This is a genomic window from Roseateles sp. P5_D6, assembly GCF_054049415.1.
In genome coordinates, this window is sequence record NZ_JBFUMK010000023.1 from 106,685 (window position 1) to 125,078 (window position 18,394).

The following is an 18,394-nucleotide window of genomic DNA, read 5'->3' on the forward strand; positions in this document are numbered from 1 at the left end:
AACGCGCAACTAGCAGTTGAGATGCTTCGCGCACTTAAAGAGAGATGGAACAGACCAATATTTCAGTCATACGTTCCAGCACGACTGTCAAAACAAGAAATACCTCTGCGCCATCGGCAACTCCTTCGCCGGCTCGCAGGTCAGCAGCACGCCGTCCGCCCTCACCTCGTAGGTCTGCGCGTCGATTTCCATGACGGGCAGATAGTTGTTGAGCAGCATGTCGGCCTTCTTGACCGAGCGGCAGCCCTTCACCGGCACCAGCGTCTTGGCCAGGCCCAGCTTCTCGACGTTGCCCTGGCCGGCCTGACTGACGAAGGTCAGCGAGCCCTGCTGAAGCGCTGCGCCGAACGAGCCGAACATCGGCCGGTAGTGCACCGGCTGCGGCGTGGGGATGGAGGCATTCGCATCGCCCATCGCGGCGGCGGCGATGAAGCCGCCTTTGAGGATCAGTGACGGCTTCACGCCGAAGAAGGCGGGCTTCCACAAAACCAGGTCGGCCCACTTGCCAACTTCAATCGAACCCACCTCGTGGCTGATGCCGTGGGCCAGCGCCGGGTTGATGGCGAGCTTGGCGAGGTAGCGCTTCACGCGGGCGTTGTCGTTGCCGGCGCCGTCCCCTGGCAAGGCGCCGCGCTGCACCTTCATCTTGTGCGCCGTCTGCCAGCAGCGTAAGGAGACCTCGCCCACGCGGCCCATGGCCTGCGAGTCGGACGAGAACATGCTGATGGCGCCGAGGTCGTGCAGGATGTCTTCGGCGGCGATGGTCTCGCGGCGGATGCGGCTCTCGGCAAAGGCCAGGTCTTCGGCAATGCCCGCGTCCAGGTGATGGCAGACCATCAACATGTCGAGGTGCTCGTCCAGCGTGTTGACGGTGAACGGCCGCGTCGGGTTGGTGGAGCTGGGCAGCACGTTGGCTTCGCCCACCACGCGCATGATGTCCGGCGCGTGGCCGCCGCCCGCGCCTTCGGTGTGGAAGCTGTGGATGGTGCGGCCCTTGAAGGCGGCAATCGTGTCCTCGACAAAGCCGCTCTCGTTGAGCGTGTCGGTGTGGATGGCAACCTGCGTGTCGGTCAGCTCGGCCACGTTCAGGCAGTTGTCGATGGCCGCGGGCGTGGTGCCCCAGTCCTCGTGCAGCTTCAGGCCGATGGCGCCGGCGTCGATCTGCTGCATCAGCGCCTCGGGGCGGCTGGCGTTGCCCTTGCCCATGAACCCGAGGTTCATCGGGAAGGCCTCGGCCGCCTTCAGCATCGTGGCGATGTGATGCGGCCCGGGCGTGCAGGTGGTGGCCAGCGTGCCGGTGGCCGGGCCGGTGCCGCCGCCGATCATGGTGGTCACGCCGCTCATCAGCGCCTCTTCGATCTGCTGCGGGCAGATGAAGTGGATGTGGGTGTCGATGGCGCCGGGTGTGACGATGAAGCCCTCGCCCGCGATGATTTCGGTGCCGGGGCCGATGACGATGTCCACGCCGGGCTGCACGTCGGGGTTGCCGGCCTTGCCGATGGCCGCGATGCGGCAGCCGCGCAAGCCGATGTCGGCCTTGACGATGCCCCAGTGGTCGAGGATGACCACATTGGTGATGACGGTGTCGACCGCGTCACCCGGGCCGGGCCCGTTCACGCGCTGCGACTGGCCCATGCCGTCGCGCACGGTCTTGCCGCCGCCGAACTTGACCTCTTCACCGTAGCCGCCGGCACGCAGCGTCAGGTCCTGCTCGATCTCGATGATGAGGGCGGTGTCGGCCAGGCGCAGCTTGTCGCCGACGGTGGGGCCGAGCATCTCGGCATAAGCCCTGCGGGAAATCTTCATAGCTTGCCCTGCACGAGGCCACGGAAGCCGTAGACCGTGCGGTCGCCGGCCAGGTCGACCAGCTCGACGGTGCGCGTCTGGCCGGGCTCGAAACGCACGGCCGTGCCGCTGCAGATGTTCAGGCGCATGCCGCGCGCGGCCTCGCGGTCAAAGCCCAGCGCCGCGTTGGTTTCGGCGAAGTGGTAGTGGGAGCCAACCTGGATGGGCCGCTCGCCGGTGTTGGCAACCTTCAGCGTCAGCGTGCGGCGGCCCGGGTTGAGTTCGTGTTCGCCCTCAGCGGTGATCAATTCGCCCGGCACCATCACTTGCGGCCCTTGGCGAACCACCAGATCGCGAAGCCGGCGGCGGCGACGAGGGCCGTCATGCCGACGCCATCCCAACCGTGCAGATGAACACCCGGTGCGCCGTGGCCGTCGTGGGCCAGGGCGGAAGCGCCGATCAACGGCAGCAGCAAAATCATTTTGCGCATAGGAAGGGCTCAGGCAATGGGTTGATGAACGGTCACGAGCTTGGTGCCGTCGGGAAAGGTGGCCTCGACCTGGATCTCCGGGATCATCTCGGCGATGCCGTCCATGACGTCGGCCCGGGTCAGGATCTCGCGGCCCTCGCTCATCAGCTGCGCGACCGTCTTGCCGTCACGCGCGCCTTCGAGGATGGCGGCACTGATGAAGGCGACGGCCTCAGGGTAGTTGAGCTTGAGCCCACGCGCGCGGCGGCGTTCGGCGAGCAGCGCTGCGGTGAAGAGCAGCAGCTTGTCTTTCTCTCTCGGAGTGAGTTCCATCTCTCTTCACTTGTTGGTCAGCTTGGTGGCCAAGCATGGGGAGGCAGCTCCATGTTGGCTTCGCGACAGCTTGAGGGCAATCGGGGCTACCTAACCCCTAGCTTGAAGCATGCCAGAGATGCTTTCTCCACAGGGCTGAGGATTCAATGTCCTCACCACCGGCTCAGCATGCCGTTCTGCCCTCGTTTTTTCAGGAGACCGCCATGACCACCCCCAACAACGGCCACGGCCTGCTCGGCACCCGCGAACAGAAGTTCACCCGCCTGCTGCCCGAGAACCACAAGCCCTTCAGCGACGCCAGCCTCGACGCGCTGGCCGCGCTGATGATCGTGCCGGACGACGAACTCAACGACGGCGCCGACGCCGAGGAGAACCTCAAGGTGCCGGCTGGCTACACCTACTTCGGCCAGTTCATCGACCATGACCTGACGCTGGACATCACCTCGTCCTTCTCCCGACCCACGGACGCCGCGTCCAACCTGCGCAACCCGGCCTTGGACCTGGACTGCGTCTACGGCGCCGGCCCGCAGGACCAGCCCTATATGTACGCCGCCGACGGCGCCACGCTGCTGATCGACCCGAGCGGCAAGGACCTGATGCGCCAGCCGGCCAATGGCCGCGCCATCATTGGCGACAAGCGCAACGACGAGAACTCCATCGTCTGCCAGATCCAGCTGGCGATGATCAAGTTCCACAACGCCGTCGTCGCCAAGCTCGCCGCCAGTGGTGACACCGGCAACCTGTTCGAGCGCGCCCGCGCGGAGGTCACCTGGACCTACCAGCGCGTCGTGCTGGAGGACTACCTGCTGCGCATCGTCAACACCCACACCTACGACTTCTTCACCCAGCGCCGCGCCGCCCTCGGCGATGCTGCCTACGACCTCTACGTGCCGACGCTGCGCACCCAACTGCCCAAGGAATTCGTCGGCGCGGCCTACCGCTACGGGCACTCGATGGTCAGGCGCGGCTACCGGCTCAACAGCGCGACCAAAAAGCTCATCTTCGACGGCGGCGACCTCAACGATGACAGCCTGATCGGCTTCCAGCCGCTGCCCGAGGCGCATGTCATCGACGACTGGGGCCGCTTCTTCACGCCCAGCTTTGCCATTCCCGTCAAGAACGGCCCCGAGCCGGTGGAGAACAACCCCGCCGTGCGCCTGCAGTGGGCCTACAAGATCGACCCGTCGCTGGTGGACCCGTTGGCCGCCCTGCCACCCAGCGTAGGCAATGGCGCGTCGCTGGCTGGGCTCAACCTCAAGCGCGGCAACCTGCCCAGCTACGCCATCGCCACCGGCCAGGCCTTTGCCGCCAAGCTGCACGAGAAGCCGCTGGGCCCGGACGATCTGATGGTGCGCGAGGAAGGGCTCAACGGCTTCACCTACAAGAGTATCGAGAGCGCCGACAAGCGCTTCCTGACCGAGACGCCGCTGTGGTTCTACATCCTGGCCGAGGCGCAGAAGCCGGTGCTGGACTACTGGCGCGAGGCGGGAAAGCGCGACCTGAACGATGAAGACTACGTCACCGGTCCGTGCTCGATTTCCCAGCTCGGCCCGGTGGGCGGGCGCATCCTGATGGAGGTGTTCAACGGCATCGTCGACGCCGACCCGCGCTCCTTCCGCCATGCCGCGCCGGCGGGCTGGGTGCCGATGATCGGCAACGAGATCAGCTTCTGGAACGTGCTGAAGTTCACCGGTCTGGTTTAGGGCCTGTTGACGCTACGGTAATGGGTCGCGAAGGCCCGCCGCCAGGGGCCAATCAAGGCGCCCTTCCCGAAGGGTTGTGGCCAGAAAGGCCGCGCGCGGCGTTGCAAATCCTCCCCGGGTGTCCAACCCGGCTGCGGTTTGCGCCTTGCTCGCGGCCTTTCTGGCCACAACGCGGCCCGTTACCGCAGTGTCAACAGGCCCCGGTCCACTCCACGAGCACCTGATCCGCGGCTGGCTTGCGCGCCGGCCCGGTGGGGCGGCGCGCGGGCGTGCCCAGCGCAATCCATCCGACCAGCGTCTCGCCCGGCTCGCAGAAGGCCGCGGCGATGGCCGGGTTGCGCACCTTGGCGCCGCTGAGCATCTTGCCGCCGAAGCCCAGCGCGTGCGCCGCCGTCAGAAAGTTGGCGATGGCGCCGCCCACGGCCGCCCATTGCTCGTGGGCCGGCACCTGCGGGTGGCCCAGGTCGATGCGGGCGACGACGGCGACCGTCATCGGCGGCTTCAACGCGCGCTCGGCATCCAGGGCCGCGCCCTCCTCGTCCTTGCCGGCCGCACGGGCCGCGTCGGCAAACAGGGCGGCCATGCCTTGTTTTGCGGCGCCGCGCACCAGCTTGAACCGATAGGGCACCAACTCGGCGTGGTCGGGTGCGCGCAGCGCAGCCTGGGCCATCAGCGCAAGCTGCTCGTCGCTGGGGCCGGGCTCGACAAGATGCTTGGGGCCGACCGAATAGCGGGTCAGCAGGGCTTGCAGGGGTTCAGGATTCATCGCGTGAGGCTTTTGCGGGCGACCCAGGACAGCGCGTCCACGAGGCCGACCAGCGCGATCATGCCGGCCAGCACCGTGCACGTCTCGGCCATCTGGAACAGACCCAGGTGGTAGCTCAGCATCTGGCCCAGGCCGCCGGCGCCGACGACGCCCATCACGCTGGCCGCGCGGATGTTGTTCTCCCAGCGGTACAGCGTGTAGCTGACGAGCTGCGGCAGCGTCTGCGGCAGCGTGGCGAACAGCCACACGCGGCCCTCGCCCAGGCCGCGCTGGCGCAGCGCCAGTGCACCGGCCGCCGGCGCGTTCTCGAAGCTCTCGGCAAACAGCCGCCCCAGCACGCCACTGGTGTGCAGCGCCAGCGCCAGCGTGCCGGGCAAGGGGCCCAGGCCTGCGAGGATCAGCAGCTGCGTGGCCCAGACCAGTTCGGGCACGCTGCGCAGCAGGTTCAGCACCATGCGCGCCACCGCCCGGCCCACGCCCTGCCCGGAGGCCGGCAGCGCCAGCAGCAGGCCGCCAACGACCGCCAGTGCTGTACCGAGAGCCGACATGGCCAAGGTCTCCAGCAGCGCCCAGCCGGTCTTGGCCAGGAATGCCGGCGCGAGCTGCGGTGGGAAGAAGCTCATCCCGAAACGGCCCATGCTGGCCAGCGCATCCACGCCGAGGAAAGCCGACCACTGCAGGTTCAATGACCAGTAGCTGGCGACGACCAATGCCGCCAGGCCGGCGAGCACAGCCCAGGTCGACGCTCGCACGGGTTCGCGCTTCATGCCAGGCGCCCGCGCAGCCAGCGGCTGAAGGCGTCGCTCAGCATGACCAGGCCGATGAAGACCAGCAGGATGGCGCTGACCTCGTTGCCCGCGAACATCTTGGAGGCGTTGTCCAGCTGCTGGCCCAGCCCGCCCGCACCGACAAAACCCAGCACGACCGACGATCGCACCGCGCATTCCCAGCGGTAGACGGTGTAGCTCAGCAGCTCGGGCAGGCAGCTCGGCAGCGCGCCGAAGCACAGCGCCTGCCAGCGCGTGGCGCCGGCGCTCAGCAGGGCGTGCGTGGGCGCGGCATCGGCGCTTTCAAGGATCTCGGCGTAGACCTTGCCCAGCATGCCGCCGTAGGCGATGGCGATGGCCAGCACGCCGGCCGTGGCGCCCAGGCCCACGACACGCACGAACACCAGCGCCCAGATCAGCTCGGGAATGGACCGCAGCGCCACCAGCAGCGCCCGCACCGCGCGGCGCAGCCAACGTGCCGGGCCAGGCCGGCCCTCCAGCGTGCTGGCGGACAAGCGCGCCGTGGCCAGCAGCGACAGCGGCACGGCCAGCACCAGCGCCAGCGTGAGGCCCGCGGTCGCAATGGCCACCGTGCGCCAGGTGTCCTGTGCCAGCATCTGCAGGAACTCGGCGTCGCTGCGCATGTGGATGAACTGCGCGAGATAGCGCCCGGTGGCGCGCAGGCCGCGCTCGTCCAGCAGCGTCCAGGGCTTGAACTCGGACAGCACCAGCAGCGGCCACAGCAGCACCAGGCCGATCAGCAAGGCCAGCCAACGGCGGCTCAGCGCCGGGTCGCGCAGGGCGGGGTCCGTCACCGGCACATCGCCTGCGGCAGAGGCACGGGCTGCGGCAGCGGCGCGATCTCGGGCGGCGGCTCCAGCTGGCTGCGGTAGAGCTCGTCCAGCAGGTCGCCGCCCAGGCCCGACGGCGCACCGTCGAACACCAGCTGCCCGGCGCGCAGCGCGATCACGCGTGGAAAACGCGCCAGCGCCAGGTCCACCTGGTGCAGGCTGCAGACCAGCGCGGCGCCAGCGGCGCGGGCGCCGTCCTGCAGCGCCGCCAGGGATTGCCCGGCGCGCGTCGGGTCCAGCGCGGCGAGAGGCTCGTCGGCCAGCCACAGTTGGGTGTCGGACACCAGCAGCCGCGCCAGGCCCACACGCTGACGCTCGCCGCCGGAGAGGCGGTCCACACGCAGCCAGAGCTTGTCGGGCAGGCCGAGCTTTTCGAGCGCGTCCTGCGCGAGGGCGGCGTCCGGCGGGCTCCACAAGGTGCGCAGTGCGCGGCCGAAAGACATGCGCGGCAGCCGCGCAGCCAGCACGGCCACGGCCACGCGCTGGCGCGGTGGCAGCGGCGGATGCTGGGGCGCCAGTGCAATGCCGGCACGCAGCCGGCGGCGCTCGGCGCGCGCCAGCGACCAGGGCTCACGCCCCTGCAGCGTGAAGCGGCCGGCCAGCGGGCATTGCATCAGCGCGAGCAGGTTCAGCAGCGTCGTCTTGCCCGCGCCGGAGGCGCCGATGACGGCCACCTGCTCGCCGGCGGCCAGCCCGAGAGTGATGCCGCGCAGCACCGGCGTCACACCGCCCAGCGCGGCGGCGTCGACGCCATTCAGTTCAATCATTTCAACAGACCAGCGTTCTCGGCAGCGGCCTTGATGCCGACGTAGTTCTCAGGCTTGGTGGCGATGAACTTGGTCGCACGCTGCAGGCCGAGGATCTCCTTGCCCTGCGCCGTGTTCGGGTCCAGTGCCAGGAAGGCGGCCTTGATCTTGTCCTGCAGGGCCTGCGGCATGTCGGCGTGGACCGACCAGTTGTAGTCGTAGTAGGGCGGCGTCGTGTAGAAGACCTTGACCTCGTTCGGGTCGACCTTCTTGTCGGCCACGAACTTCTCCCAGACCGAGATGTTCAGCGCACCGGCGTCCACCTTGCCGCTGGCGACGGCGGCGATGGTCGCGTCATGCGCGCCGCTGAAGGCCACGCGCTTCAGGTCCACATCGGGGTTGATCTTGGCGGCCAGCAGGAAGCTGCGCGGCATCAGGTGGCCCGAGGTGCTGCTCTGCGAGCCGAAGCTCAGCGTCTTGCCCTTGAGGTCTTCCAGCTTGGCGATGCCGCTGGCCTTGTCGGTGATGAAGACGGAGCGGAACTTCTCGTCCTCCTCGCGCTGCACCAGCGGGACGATCTTGCCGCCCGAGCGCACATTGGCCTGAACAAAGGTGAAGCCGCCAAACCAGGCCAGGTCGATCTTCTTGTTGACCACCGTCTCGACGGCGGCGGCGTAGTCGGTCACCGGCGTCCACTCGACCTTCATGCCGAGCTTGCTCTCCAGGTAAGCCCCCAGCGGCGCGAACTTGCGCGCCAGCTCGGTGGGCGATTCGTCGGGGATGGCGGTCACGCGCAGCACCTGCTGGGCCTGCGCCGCGGCGCCGGTGAGCGCCAGCACGGCAACCAGGCCACGCGCCACACGGGCGACGGAACGGGGGAAGGCGGTCATCAGGGTTCTCCAGTCGTGGAAAGCAAGGGGTCAGAAAACGAGCGTGGCCCAGGCGGGGTCGGCCGCGCGAAGGGCGTATTGGACCGCACCGCCGTGATGACGGCCGGCGGGGATCAGATCGGCCAGCGCCAGGCCCTGCGCCGCGAGGGCGTCGGAGCAGGCGAAGAAGCGCGCGCCATGGTCCAGCGCGTCCGTCATCCAGTCGGCAATGGTCTTGTCGAAACGATCTGAGGCGCGCAGCTGTTCGGCCACGCCGGGCTTGAGCAGCAGCACGGCCCGCGCTGAAAAGTAAACCTCGACCTGCAGCTCCAGAGCCGCTGCCGCGGCGGCATGCGCGAACGGCGTGGCAAGGCGCACCGGGTCGTCGGGATCGGCCGCCCAGAGCAGGATGGCGAGGCCGGTTCGAGACTTCAGCTCAGCTGGTTCAGCCATGCCCATTCCTGCATCGCCTGGCGGATCGCGTCCCCGCCGATGGCGAGCCGGCCCTTCTCGGCGTCGAGATTCGACGGCTCGAGCTCGACCAGCCAGCCGGCGTCATAGGGTGATTGATGCACCAGCTCCGGCCGTTCTTCCAGCGCCTCGTTGACCTTGACGACCCGGCCCGACAGCGGTGACTTCACCGACACGATGGACTTGGCCAGCTCCACAACGCCGATGGAGCGGCCCTGCTCGACCTCGCTGCCGACCGGCTTGGGGCGGCACATGTAGATGTCGCCCGAGGCCTTGAGGCCCAGGGCTGTGATGCCGATGCGGACATGGCCGTCGGGCAGCGGTTCGGCCCAGGTCTGGTCGTCGACCCAGTACCAGAGCGCCTCGGGCATTTCGGTGCGGGCGATCAGCATGGACGGGCCCGATGGCGGAGGGGCGAGGGAGTCGAACCCTCCCAGCGGCGCGTGGCGCCACCCACCGGGTTTGAAGCCCGGCCGACACACCGGTGTCGTTGCCCCTCCAGATTCATGCCGCCTGCTCCGCAAACAGGGCGCTGTCCGCCCGGAGCCGATGTTCGTCGCCCACGCGGCGCAGCAGGCCGACGCGGTCGAAATGTTCCAGATGCTGGATGGCCCGCTTGCGGCCCAGGCCGGTCGCGTCGCGGAAAGCCGCGGCGGTGACCGTGCCCTGCTCGGCGCCGATGAGGCGCGCGATACCGGCGAGCCGTGTCATCGTCGCCGTGTCGCAGTAGAGGTCCTTCACCACCTGGTGCAGCTCGCCTTGCCGGGCCAGCCGCGCCAGCGTGGAGCGCATCAGCGGCTCGGGCTCGGCGCAGTCCTTGGCGAGGTCGCGGGCCCAGGCGCCTTCCGCACCCGCAGCGGCCAGCCGGGGCGCGATCTTCTCGGCGATGCGCTGCTCGGCGGCCGACAGCTGCACGCCGTGCTCGGGCAGGTGCATGCAGCCGCCGCGCTGGGCGATGTGACCCGCGGCGCGCAGCTCAGCCAGCAGCTGGCGCCACAAGCCCTCGGCGATGCGGGGCGCGACGAGGCGGCGCAGCCGGGCGGCATCGGGGCCGAGTTCGTCAGGCGACTTCGCATGAAAGTCGGCCAGCGTGGTGAGCAGCTTGGTCGTCAGCGCCGCACGGGCCTCGGTGCCCAGGGACCAGCCGTCCAGCGCCTCGGCGAGGCCCTCGGCCTGCGCAAAGCGGGCCAGGTCCAGCCCCAGCGACGACAGCGCCATCAGCCGCTCGCGACGTTGCTCGGCGGTGGGCAGCTCGCAGGCCGTGAGTTCGGCAAGCCGCTCGGGGGCACGGCGATAGCGCGCAGGCGCAAAGGGATCGAGCACGATGCCGCCGGCGATGGTGCGGCTGGCGCCGGCATCGCGCAGCACGAGGCGGTCGTCGCGCCAGGCACCGACGGGCGCGTGGCAGACGAGCTGCACGCGGGCCGTGCCGCCCGGCTCGATGGCGTCGCCGTCCAGCACCGCCACACTGGCCATGACGGCTTGGGCGCCGAGGTGCAGGTGAACACGCGTGCCCGAGCGCAGCGGCCTGGCCTCGCCGGGCCATAGCGTGAGCCGCGCATCGAGCCGTTCGGTCGCTAGCGCCACGGCCGGCGCGGTCAGCCACTGGCCGCGCGGCGCCTGCTCCCTGGTCAGGCCGGCAAGCGCGACGGCGCAGCGCTGGCCGGCCTGGGCTCGCTCGACAGCTCGGTTCTGCGCATGCAGGCTGCGCACGCGGGCGCGGCGACCTTGAATGACGAGCTCATCGCCGACGGCGATCTCGCCGGCATGCAGCGTGCCGGTGACGACGGTGCCGACGCCGTCGAGGCTGAAGGCGCGGTCCACGGCAAGGCGGGCGGCGAGATGCGGCGAGGCGCGGGCCGGCAGTTGGCGGGCGGCGGCGAACAGCAGTTCGCGCAGTTCACCCAGGCCATCGCCCGTGGGCGCGGACACGGCCAGGATGGGCGCGGCATCCAGGCCCGTCCCGGCGAGCAGCGCCCTCACCTCCTCCTGCAGCGCGGCAACGCGGCCGGGCTCGGCGCGATCAGCCTTGGTGATCACGACGACGCCGTGCGTCAGGCCCAGCAGGCTGAGCACCGCCAGGTGTTCGCGCGTCTGCGGCATGACGCCGTCGTCGGCCGCGACCAGCAGCAATGCGAAGTCGATGCCGCTGGCACCGGCCAGCATGGTGTGCACCAGTTTCTCGTGGCCGGGCACGTCGATGAAGCCGATCCGTTCGGCGCAAGCCGGCGACGGGCCGCCCCTAGCCGGCGGCACCCCCTCGGGGGGCGGCGGCGTACTCGCCGCCTGGGGGCCCCATGTATCAGGGACATCGAGATAGGCATAGCCCAGCTCGATGCTGATGCCACGCGCCTTCTCTTCGGGCAGGCGGTCGGTGTCCACACCCGTCAGCGCACGCACGAGCGTGGTCTTGCCGTGGTCGATGTGGCCGGCGGTTCCCACGATCACGCCAGGGCCTCCTTCAACAAGGCGAGCTGAGAGGTCAGCAGCGCGGGCTCTTCGAGGCAGCGCAGGTCCAGCAGCAGCCGGTTGTCCTGCACGCGGCCGATGACGGGTCGTGGCAGCTCGCGCAGCGCGGTGGCCAGCGCTTCAAGCGTGCGGCCGCGGCCGTCGACCGCGCTGATTGCCAGGCCGGCAGACGGCAGCCGCTCGACAGGGAGTGAGCCAGAGCCGATCTGGCTTTGCAGCGCCAACGCCTCGACGGTGAAGCGCGGCGCGACAGCGGCGGCGATCTCGAGCAGCAGGCGTTGGGCCAGCGCGGCGATCTGGTCCTGAGGCCTCGTCAACAGGCGCAGTGTCGGCAGGTCCCGCGCCAGCCTTTCGGGCCGCAGATAGAGCCGCAGCGTGGCCTCCAGCGCCGCGAGGGGCAGCTTGGACAGGCGCAGCGCGCGCTTCATCGGGTACTTGCGGATTCGGCCCACCGCGGCCTTGCTGCCGACGATGAGGCCGGCCTGCGGGCCGCCCAGCAGCTTGTCACCGCTGAAGGTGACGACGTCGCAGCCGGCCGCGAGCATGGCCTGGGGCAGCGGCTCGGCGGGCAGGCCGTAGGCGGCCAGGTCCACCAGCGCGCCGCTGCCGAGGTCGGTCATCAGGGGCAGGCCGGCGGCATGCGCGATGGGCGCCAGCGTCGCCTCGTCCACCGCCGCCGTGAAGCCCTGCACCTGGTAGTTGCTGGTGTGCACCTTGACGATGAGACCGGTGCGCGGCGTGATGGCCTGCTCGTAGTCGCGCGGGTGGGTGCGGTTGGTGGTGCCCACTTCCACCAGCGTCGCGCCGGCCGCGGCCATCACGTCGGGCAGGCGGAAGGCGCCACCGATCTCGACCAGCTCGCCGCGCGACACGATGGCTTCCTTGCCACCGGCCAGCGCCGCGATCCCCAGCAGCACGGCGGCGGCGTTGTTGTTGACGACGGTGGCGGCCTCCGCGCCGGTCAGCTCGCACAGCAGGGCTTCGATCAGTTCGTCGCGGTCGCCGCGGCCACCCGCGGCAAGGTCGAACTCGAGGTTGTTGGGCGAACCCATCAGCGCCAGCACCTGCTGCAGCGCAGCGTCGGCCAGCAGGGAGCGGCCGAGGTTGGTATGGATGACGGTGCCGGTCAGGTTGAGCACGGCGCGCATGGCGGGCCGCATGCGGGCCTGCACGCGGGCGGCGAGCGCCGCGGGCAGGCCGTCCAGGTCCGAACGGGTCAGCGCGCCGGCCAGGGCCTGGGTGCGCAGCGCGTCCAGCAGCGCCCTCGCCTCCTTGGCGACCAGCGTGTGGCCATGCTCGGCCACCAGCGGCGCGGCTTCGCGCAGCAATCTGTCCAGGGCCGGGAGGTCTTTTGGACTTGCCTTGGAACCGTGGACCACGGATTCGTCGGGCGCAGCCATCAGTGCTCTCGTCCTGGCGGCGGTGCCTCGTCCGGCTCGCCGAGCAGCAGCAACAGGTTGACGCCATGCGGATGCAAGCCGGCTTCGCCGACCAGCAGGTCCAGCGTCAGGCTGGCGAGGTCGTCGGCGACGGGCTCGACGCCGTTGTCGCGCGCCGGGTGCATCAGCTTCAGGTAGTGGCCGCACTCGCTGCAGCACTCGGCCTGCACGACGGCGCCGGTGGTGGTCGAGGCGCCATCGGCCGCGACCAGGCTTTGCAGCGAGATGCCCTTGGTGCTCTGGCAGTGCGTGCACTTGATGCGCACGTAATGCCATTGCGTGGCGCACAGGCCGCAGGCGAGGTAGCGCGCGCCCTCGGCGCCGAGGCGTTCCACAGAGGCGACGGGGTGCGACCCGCAGCRGGGGCACAGCGTGGGGTCGTCGGTACGGCCGAAGGGCGGCACAGGAGCGTTGCCGTATTCGGCATAGGTCTGCCGCACCAGGCGCGTGAAATGCAATTGCAGGCCGGCGGCGATCAGCGGTGCGCTGGCCAGGTCCAGCCCCAGCATGACGCCGGACAGCAGGCGGCCGGCCTGGGTCTCCAGTTGCTCGTCGCTGGCGGCGGCGAGTTGCAGCGCGGCAGCCTTGGCGGGACCGTCGGGCAGGCGGCAGGCCAGGTCGGTCAGCAGGGCACGCAGCGAGTCGCGCCAAATGGGCTCGCGCGGCCAGGTTTCGGCCGGCAGCAGCGGCGCGCCGGCACGGGCGGCGGCGTCGATGTCGTCCGGTGTGGGCAGCGGCACGGCGACGTTGGCCGACAAGGCGCGGTGCTGGGCGTCGGCCAGCTCGGCGACGAAGCGCAGGAAGTCGCCCATGGCATGCCCGTCGGCCAGCGCGCGCAGGCGCAGCGCGCGATCGGCAAACACGCCGGGCTCGGGCAGGTGCAGAAAGCTCAGTTGCTCGCCGGCGCGAACGGCGATCTCTTCCGGGCTGAGGATCTTCTGCGGGTTACCGACGGTCATTGGTCATTTCGCGATGCCATAGCGCGTGATTCTGGCGCGCCCAGCCCTCGGTCACCGTGCCGCGCGTCATGGCGCGCAGCGAGCCCCTGACCCAGATGGCCGCGTAGACGTGCACGATGACGGTCAGGATCAGCACCGTGGCCGACAGCGCATGCAGCACGACGGCGATGCGCCGCGCCAGGATGGGGAAGCTGTCGGCGAACCAGGGCTGCCAGAAGATGAAGCCGGTCAGCACCAGCACGAGCAGGCTGGCAGCCATGAGCCAGAACACCACCTTCTGCCCCCCGTTGTAGCGACCCACGCGTGGCATGTGGCTCTTGTCGCCGCGCAGCATGTCGCCGCTGTGCCTCATCCATTCCTTATCCGCCTCAGTCATGCGGTTGTGCCGCCACAGCTTCATGAACATGACGACGAAGCACAGCGCCATCACCACGCCCATGAAGGGATGCAGGATGCGCGCCCAGGTGCCGCCGCCGAACAGCGCGGTCAGGAAGTAGAAGGCCGGGTGGAAGAAGGCCAGGCCCGAGAGGCCGGCACCGAGGAAGAACAGCACGATCAACCAGTGGTTGGTGCGGTCGCCAGCGCTGTAGCGCTGCAGAAGGCGGGTTGCCATGGTGCGCTCCTGTCAGGCGGTGGGGTGGTCGGCATCGTCACGAGCGACGTTGCGATCCGCTTCGGGGTCGTCCGGGTCCTCGATGGGGCCCACGCGCGTGTAGTGGAAGAAGCCCGCGATGACCGCGCCGATCATGGCCGCAACAGCCAGCGGCTTGGCCGCCCCCTTCCACAGCCACACCAGCGGGCTGATCTTCGGGTCCTTGGGCAGGCCGCTGTAGAGCTCGGGCTGGTCGGCATGCTGCAGCACATAGACAACGTGGGTGCCGCCCACGCCCGGCGGGTCGTACACGCCCGCGTTCGCGTAGCCGCGCTCCTTCAGGTCGACGACGCGTTCGGCGCCGTAGTCCAGCATGTCCTCCTTGGTGCCGAAGCGGATGGCGCCGGTCGGGCAGGCCTTGGCGCAGGCCGGCTCCAGGCCGACGCCGACGCGGTCGGAACACAGGCTGCACTTGTAGGCCTTGCTGTCGACCTTGCTGATGCGCGGCACGTCGAAGGGGCAGCCCGTCACGCAGTTGCCGCAGCCGATGCAGTGCTCGGAGATGAAGTCGACGATGCCGTTGGTGTACTTGACGATGGCGCCGGGCGCCGGGCAGCTCTTCAGGCAGCCCGGGTCCTCGCAGTGCATGCAGCCGTCCTTGCGGATCAGCCATTCCAGCTTGTCTTTCTCGACCTCCACTTCCGAGAAGCGCATGACCGTCCAGCTTTGCGGCGTCAGGTCGCGTGGATTGTCGTAGGTGCCGTGGTTGTCGCCGACGTCGTCACGCAGGTCGTTCCACTGCATGCAGGCCACCTGACAGGCCTTGCAGCCGATGCAGGAGGACACGTCGATGAGCTTGGCGACCTCGGCCACATGCTTGCGGGCCTGGGTCGATGGCGTCGTGGTGGCCGAGCGCTTGGCAATGTCGAGGGATTGAAGTGAAGACATGACGTGTTCCCTCAGGCTTTCTCAAGGTTCACGGTGAAGCTCTTGAACTCCGGTGTCTGCGTGTTCGCGTCGCCCACGAAGGGGGTCAGCGTGTTGACCAGATAGCCGGGCTTGGCCACGCCGACAAAGCCCCAGTGGTTGGGCAGGCCCACGGTGTGGATGCGCTTGCCGTCCACGTCCAGCGAAGGGATGCGCTTGGTGACAACGGCCACGGCCTTGATGAAGCCGCGGTTGCTGCTCACCTTGACCCAGTCGCCGTTGGCGACGCCCTTCTCCTTGGCCAGCTCCTCGCCGATCTCGACGAACTGCTGTGGCTGCAGCACGGCCGAGGTCAGCACGTTCTTGGTCCAGTAGTGGAAGTGCTCGGTGAGCCGGTAGCTGGTGGCCACGTACGGGAAGTCCCTGGGCGTGCCGAAGGCCTCCATGTCGCCCTTGAAGACGCGCGCGGCCGGGTTGGACTTGGCCTTGGCGTTGCCCGGATGCATGGGGTTGTTGGCCAGCGGCGTCTCGAAGGGCTCGTAGTGCTCGGGCAGCGGGCCGTCGACCAGGCCGGTCGGTGCAAACAGCCGCGCCACGCCCTCGGCAGTCATGATGAAAGGCCGCACCGCGTCGGCATCGGTCGGGTTGGCGTCGGGCCGGATGTCGGGCACGTCGGAGCCGCCCCAGCGTTCGCCGTTCCAGGCCATCAGCCGGCGCTTGGGGTTCCAGGGCTTGCCGGTCGGGTCGCAGGACGCCGCGTTGTAGAGCACGCGCCGGTTGGCCGGCCAGGCCCAGGCCCAGGCCAGCGTCTGGCCGATGCCATAGGGGTCGGCGTTGTCGCGCCGGGCCATCTGGTTGCCGGCCTGCGTCCAGGCACCGGCATAGATCCAGCAACCGCTGGAGGTGCTGCCGTCGTCGCGCAGCAAGCCAAAGCCGCTGAGCTGCTCGCCTGCCTTGGCCAGCACCTTGGTCGCGTCCTTGGGGTCGGTCACGTCGGCCAGGGCCTTGCCGTTGTACTCCTTGGCCAGCTCCTCGGCCGAGGGGTTGGTGGGCTGCAGATAGGGCCAGCTCAGGTTGACGATGGGGTCGGGGAAGGCGCCGCCCTCCTTCACATAGGCCGCCTTCATGCGCATGAACAGCTGCGCAATGATCTCGGGGTCCCCCTTGGCTTCACCGGGGGGCTCGGCGCCCTTCCAGTGCCATTGCAGCCAACGGCCGGAATTGGTGAGGGACCCGTCCTCCTCCGCGAAGCAGGTGCTGGGGAAGCGGAACACCGTCGTCTGGATGTCCTCGCTCTTCACGTCGTTGTGCTCGCCGTGGTTCTTCCAGAACTCGGCGGTCTCGGTGTTGAGCGGGTCGATGACGACGAGGAACTTCAGCTTGGACAGGCCGCCGATGATCTTCTTCTTGTTGGGGAAGCTGCCGACCGGGTTGAAGCCCTGGCAGATGTAGCCGTTGAGCTTGCCCTGGCCCATCAGCTCGAAGGTCTGCAGCACGTCGTAGCCCTTGTCCCACTTGGGCAGGTAGTGGAAGGCCCAGTCGTTCTCGGCCGTGGCGGCCTTGCCCCACCAGGCCTTTTGCTGGCTGACGAAGAACTTGGGGTAGTTCTGCCAGAAGCTCATCTGGCCGGGGCGCAGGGGCTTCAGTGCGCGGGTCTTGTAGTAGGTCTCCAGGTCCTGCTCGCTGTCGCGGGCCAGGCTCATATAGCCCGTCAGCGACGTGGACAGCAGGCCCAGGTCGGTCAGCCCCTGGATGTTGGAGTGGCCGCGCAGCGCATTCATGCCGCCGCCGGGCAGGCCGATGTTGCCCAGCAGCAGCTGCATGATGGCGCCGGTGCGGATCATCTGCGAGCCCTGGCTGTGCTGTGTCCAGCCCAGGGCGTACATGATGGTCATGACCTTGTTGGGCCTGGAGGTCTCCGCGATCATTTCGCAGACCTTCAGGAACTTGTCCTTGGGCGTGCCGGTGATCTTGCTGACCTGCTCGGGCGAGTAGCGCGAGTAGTGCGCCTTCATGATGTTGAGCACGCAGCGCGGGTGCTCCAGCGTCGGGTCGACCTTGGCGAAGCCCTTGTCGTCGAGCTCGTAGCCCCAGCTCTTGTTGTCGTAGCGGCGCTTGGCTTCGTCGTAGCCGCTGAAGATGCCGGCTTCGAACTTGTAGTCCTCACCGACGATGAAGCTGGCGTTGGTGTAGGCCTTGACGTACTCGGTCTGGATCTTGTTGTTGGTCAGCAGGTAGTTGATGACCCCGCCCAGGAAGGCGATGTCAGAGCCCGCGCGGATGGGCGCGTAGTAGTCGCTCATGGCGGCCGAGCGCGTGAAGCGCGGGTCCACGACGATGAGCTTGGCCTTGTTGTGGTGCTTGGCCTCGATGACCCACTTGAAACCACACGGGTGGGCCTCGGCGGCATTGCCGCCCATGATGAGTACCAGGTCTGCGTTCTTGATGTCCACCCAGTGGTTGGTCATCGCGCCGCGGCCAAACGTCGGGGCCAGACTGGCCACCGTCGGGCCGTGTCAAACACGTGCCTGGTTGTCGAATGCGAGCATCCCCATCGAGCGCATCGCCTTGTGGGTGATGTAGCCCGCTTCGTTGGAGGATGCGGAGGCGCAGAGCATGCCGGTGGTCAGCCAGCGGTTCACCGTCTTGCCGTCGGCGTTCTGGGCGACGAAGTTCGCGTCGCGGTCGGCCTTCATCAGCTTGACAAGGCGGTCCATGGCCTCATCCCAGCCAACGCGCTTCCATTCCTTGCTGCCCGGTTCGCGGATCTCGGGGTGCTTGAGCCGGTTGGGGCTGTGCACGAAGTCCAGCAGGCCGGCGCCCTTGGGGCACAGCGTGCCACGGTTGACCGGGTGGTCGGGGTCGCCCTCGATGTGGATGACGGACGACGTGACGTTCTTCGCCTTGTCGCCCAACGAGTACATGATGACGCCGCAGCCCACCGAGCAGTAGGGGCAGGTGTTGCGGGTCTCGGTTGCCCGGGCAAGCTTGAAGTTGCGCGCCTCGGCCAGGGCGGCCGTTGGCGAGAACCCCAGGGCCACCAGGCTGGACGCTGCCAGCCCCGCGCCGCTCACCCGGAAGAAAGCCCTCCGGTTCATGTCCATTCGGCTGTCTCCTGCGGGCAGGGCCCGCTCTTGTGCAGGAACGAATCACGCCAGCAGCCATCGTTGGCCACCGCACTGTGATTTCTTCACAAAGGAGGGCCCTTGTCCAGGCAGGGCAACCCTGGGGGACTGGATCAGTCGGGT

General features: G+C 68.7%; 18 protein-coding genes and 1 tRNA gene. 1 reads left to right on the top strand and 18 read right to left on the bottom strand.

Annotated features, from left to right (window positions below):
- Positions 1-87: 87 nt before the first annotated feature.
- Genes ureC through ACXJKM_RS25005 form a run of 4 tightly spaced genes read right to left on the bottom strand, consistent with a single transcriptional unit; the run spans position 88 to position 2,587 of the window.
- On the bottom strand, positions 88-1,806 hold the full coding sequence (ureC, locus tag ACXJKM_RS24990) for an urease subunit alpha (RefSeq protein WP_457355939.1): 1,719 nt from the start codon (positions 1,804-1,806) through the stop codon (positions 88-90).
- Positions 1,803-2,108: an urease subunit beta gene (locus ACXJKM_RS24995; RefSeq protein ID WP_457355940.1), complete on the bottom strand. Its 306-nt coding sequence runs from the start codon at positions 2,106-2,108 to the stop codon at positions 1,803-1,805. The genes ureC and ACXJKM_RS24995 overlap by 4 nt, the downstream gene beginning before the upstream one ends.
- Positions 2,108-2,275, bottom strand: coding sequence for a hypothetical protein (locus tag ACXJKM_RS25000; RefSeq protein ID WP_457355941.1), 168 nt, complete (start codon positions 2,273-2,275; stop codon positions 2,108-2,110). Before ACXJKM_RS25000 ends, ACXJKM_RS24995 begins: the two co-directional genes overlap by 1 nt.
- Before the next feature lie 9 nt (positions 2,276-2,284).
- Positions 2,285-2,587, bottom strand: a complete 303-nt coding sequence (locus ACXJKM_RS25005) for an urease subunit gamma (RefSeq protein WP_056195107.1) — start codon at positions 2,585-2,587, stop codon at positions 2,285-2,287.
- Between the two features lie 203 nt (positions 2,588-2,790).
- Here ACXJKM_RS25005 and ACXJKM_RS25010 point away from each other — a divergent pair, with 203 nt between their 5' ends.
- Positions 2,791-4,290: a peroxidase family protein gene (locus ACXJKM_RS25010; RefSeq protein WP_457355942.1), complete on the top strand. Its 1,500-nt coding sequence runs from the start codon at positions 2,791-2,793 to the stop codon at positions 4,288-4,290.
- 190 nt (positions 4,291-4,480) lie between these two features.
- Here the strand turns inward: ACXJKM_RS25010 and ACXJKM_RS25015 are convergent, their stop codons facing one another.
- The 14 genes from ACXJKM_RS25015 to fdnG all read right to left on the bottom strand — a co-directional run bounded on the left by ACXJKM_RS25015 (position 4,481) and on the right by fdnG (position 18,250).
- Complete coding sequence (locus tag ACXJKM_RS25015) at positions 4,481-5,056, bottom strand: nitroreductase family protein (protein ID WP_056195101.1); 576 nt, start codon at positions 5,054-5,056, stop codon at positions 4,481-4,483.
- Positions 5,053-5,823: a PhnE/PtxC family ABC transporter permease gene (locus ACXJKM_RS25020; RefSeq protein ID WP_457355943.1), complete on the bottom strand. Its 771-nt coding sequence runs from the start codon at positions 5,821-5,823 to the stop codon at positions 5,053-5,055. The genes ACXJKM_RS25015 and ACXJKM_RS25020 overlap by 4 nt, the downstream gene beginning before the upstream one ends.
- Positions 5,820-6,638, bottom strand: coding sequence for a phosphonate ABC transporter, permease protein PhnE (gene phnE, locus ACXJKM_RS25025; protein WP_457355944.1), 819 nt, complete (start codon positions 6,636-6,638; stop codon positions 5,820-5,822). The genes ACXJKM_RS25020 and phnE overlap by 4 nt, the downstream gene beginning before the upstream one ends.
- Positions 6,635-7,441: a phosphonate ABC transporter ATP-binding protein gene (locus ACXJKM_RS25030; protein WP_457355945.1), complete on the bottom strand. Its 807-nt coding sequence runs from the start codon at positions 7,439-7,441 to the stop codon at positions 6,635-6,637. Before ACXJKM_RS25030 ends, phnE begins: the two co-directional genes overlap by 4 nt.
- Positions 7,438-8,310, bottom strand: coding sequence for a putative selenate ABC transporter substrate-binding protein (locus ACXJKM_RS25035; protein ID WP_457355946.1), 873 nt, complete (start codon positions 8,308-8,310; stop codon positions 7,438-7,440). The genes ACXJKM_RS25030 and ACXJKM_RS25035 overlap by 4 nt, the downstream gene beginning before the upstream one ends.
- A 30-nt stretch (positions 8,311-8,340) precedes the next feature.
- The gene (locus ACXJKM_RS25040; protein WP_457355947.1) at positions 8,341-8,742 is read right to left on the bottom strand and encodes a DsrE family protein; all 402 of its coding nucleotides are present in this window, start codon (positions 8,740-8,742) and stop codon (positions 8,341-8,343) included.
- A complete protein-coding gene (locus tag ACXJKM_RS25045; protein WP_457355948.1) occupies positions 8,721-9,152 on the bottom strand; it encodes a glycine cleavage system protein H in 432 nt (143 codons plus the stop codon). The genes ACXJKM_RS25040 and ACXJKM_RS25045 overlap by 22 nt, the downstream gene beginning before the upstream one ends.
- Positions 9,153-9,164: 12 nt before the next feature.
- A tRNA-Sec gene (locus ACXJKM_RS25050) sits at positions 9,165-9,260 on the bottom strand.
- Positions 9,261-9,264: 4 nt separating this feature from the next.
- A complete protein-coding gene (gene selB, locus ACXJKM_RS25055) occupies positions 9,265-11,208 on the bottom strand; it encodes a selenocysteine-specific translation elongation factor (protein ID WP_457355949.1) in 1,944 nt (647 codons plus the stop codon).
- Entirely contained in the window at positions 11,205-12,629 is a 1,425-nt protein-coding gene (gene selA, locus ACXJKM_RS25060; RefSeq protein ID WP_457355950.1) for an L-seryl-tRNA(Sec) selenium transferase, read from the bottom strand. Before selA ends, selB begins: the two co-directional genes overlap by 4 nt.
- On the bottom strand, positions 12,629-13,627 hold the full coding sequence (gene fdhE / locus ACXJKM_RS25065; RefSeq protein WP_457355951.1) for a formate dehydrogenase accessory protein FdhE: 999 nt from the start codon (positions 13,625-13,627) through the stop codon (positions 12,629-12,631). Before fdhE ends, selA begins: the two co-directional genes overlap by 1 nt.
- Positions 13,614-14,240 (bottom strand): formate dehydrogenase subunit gamma, encoded by a 627-nt coding sequence (locus tag ACXJKM_RS25070; protein ID WP_457355952.1) that lies wholly within the window; start codon positions 14,238-14,240, stop codon positions 13,614-13,616. The genes fdhE and ACXJKM_RS25070 overlap by 14 nt, the downstream gene beginning before the upstream one ends.
- Positions 14,241-14,252: 12 nt before the next feature.
- The gene (gene fdxH, locus ACXJKM_RS25075) at positions 14,253-15,167 is read right to left on the bottom strand and encodes a formate dehydrogenase subunit beta (protein ID WP_457324553.1); all 915 of its coding nucleotides are present in this window, start codon (positions 15,165-15,167) and stop codon (positions 14,253-14,255) included.
- Between the two features lie 11 nt (positions 15,168-15,178).
- Positions 15,179-18,250 (bottom strand): formate dehydrogenase-N subunit alpha, encoded by a 3,072-nt coding sequence (fdnG, locus tag ACXJKM_RS25080; RefSeq protein WP_457355953.1) that lies wholly within the window; start codon positions 18,248-18,250, stop codon positions 15,179-15,181.
- Positions 18,251-18,394 lie beyond the last annotated feature (144 nt).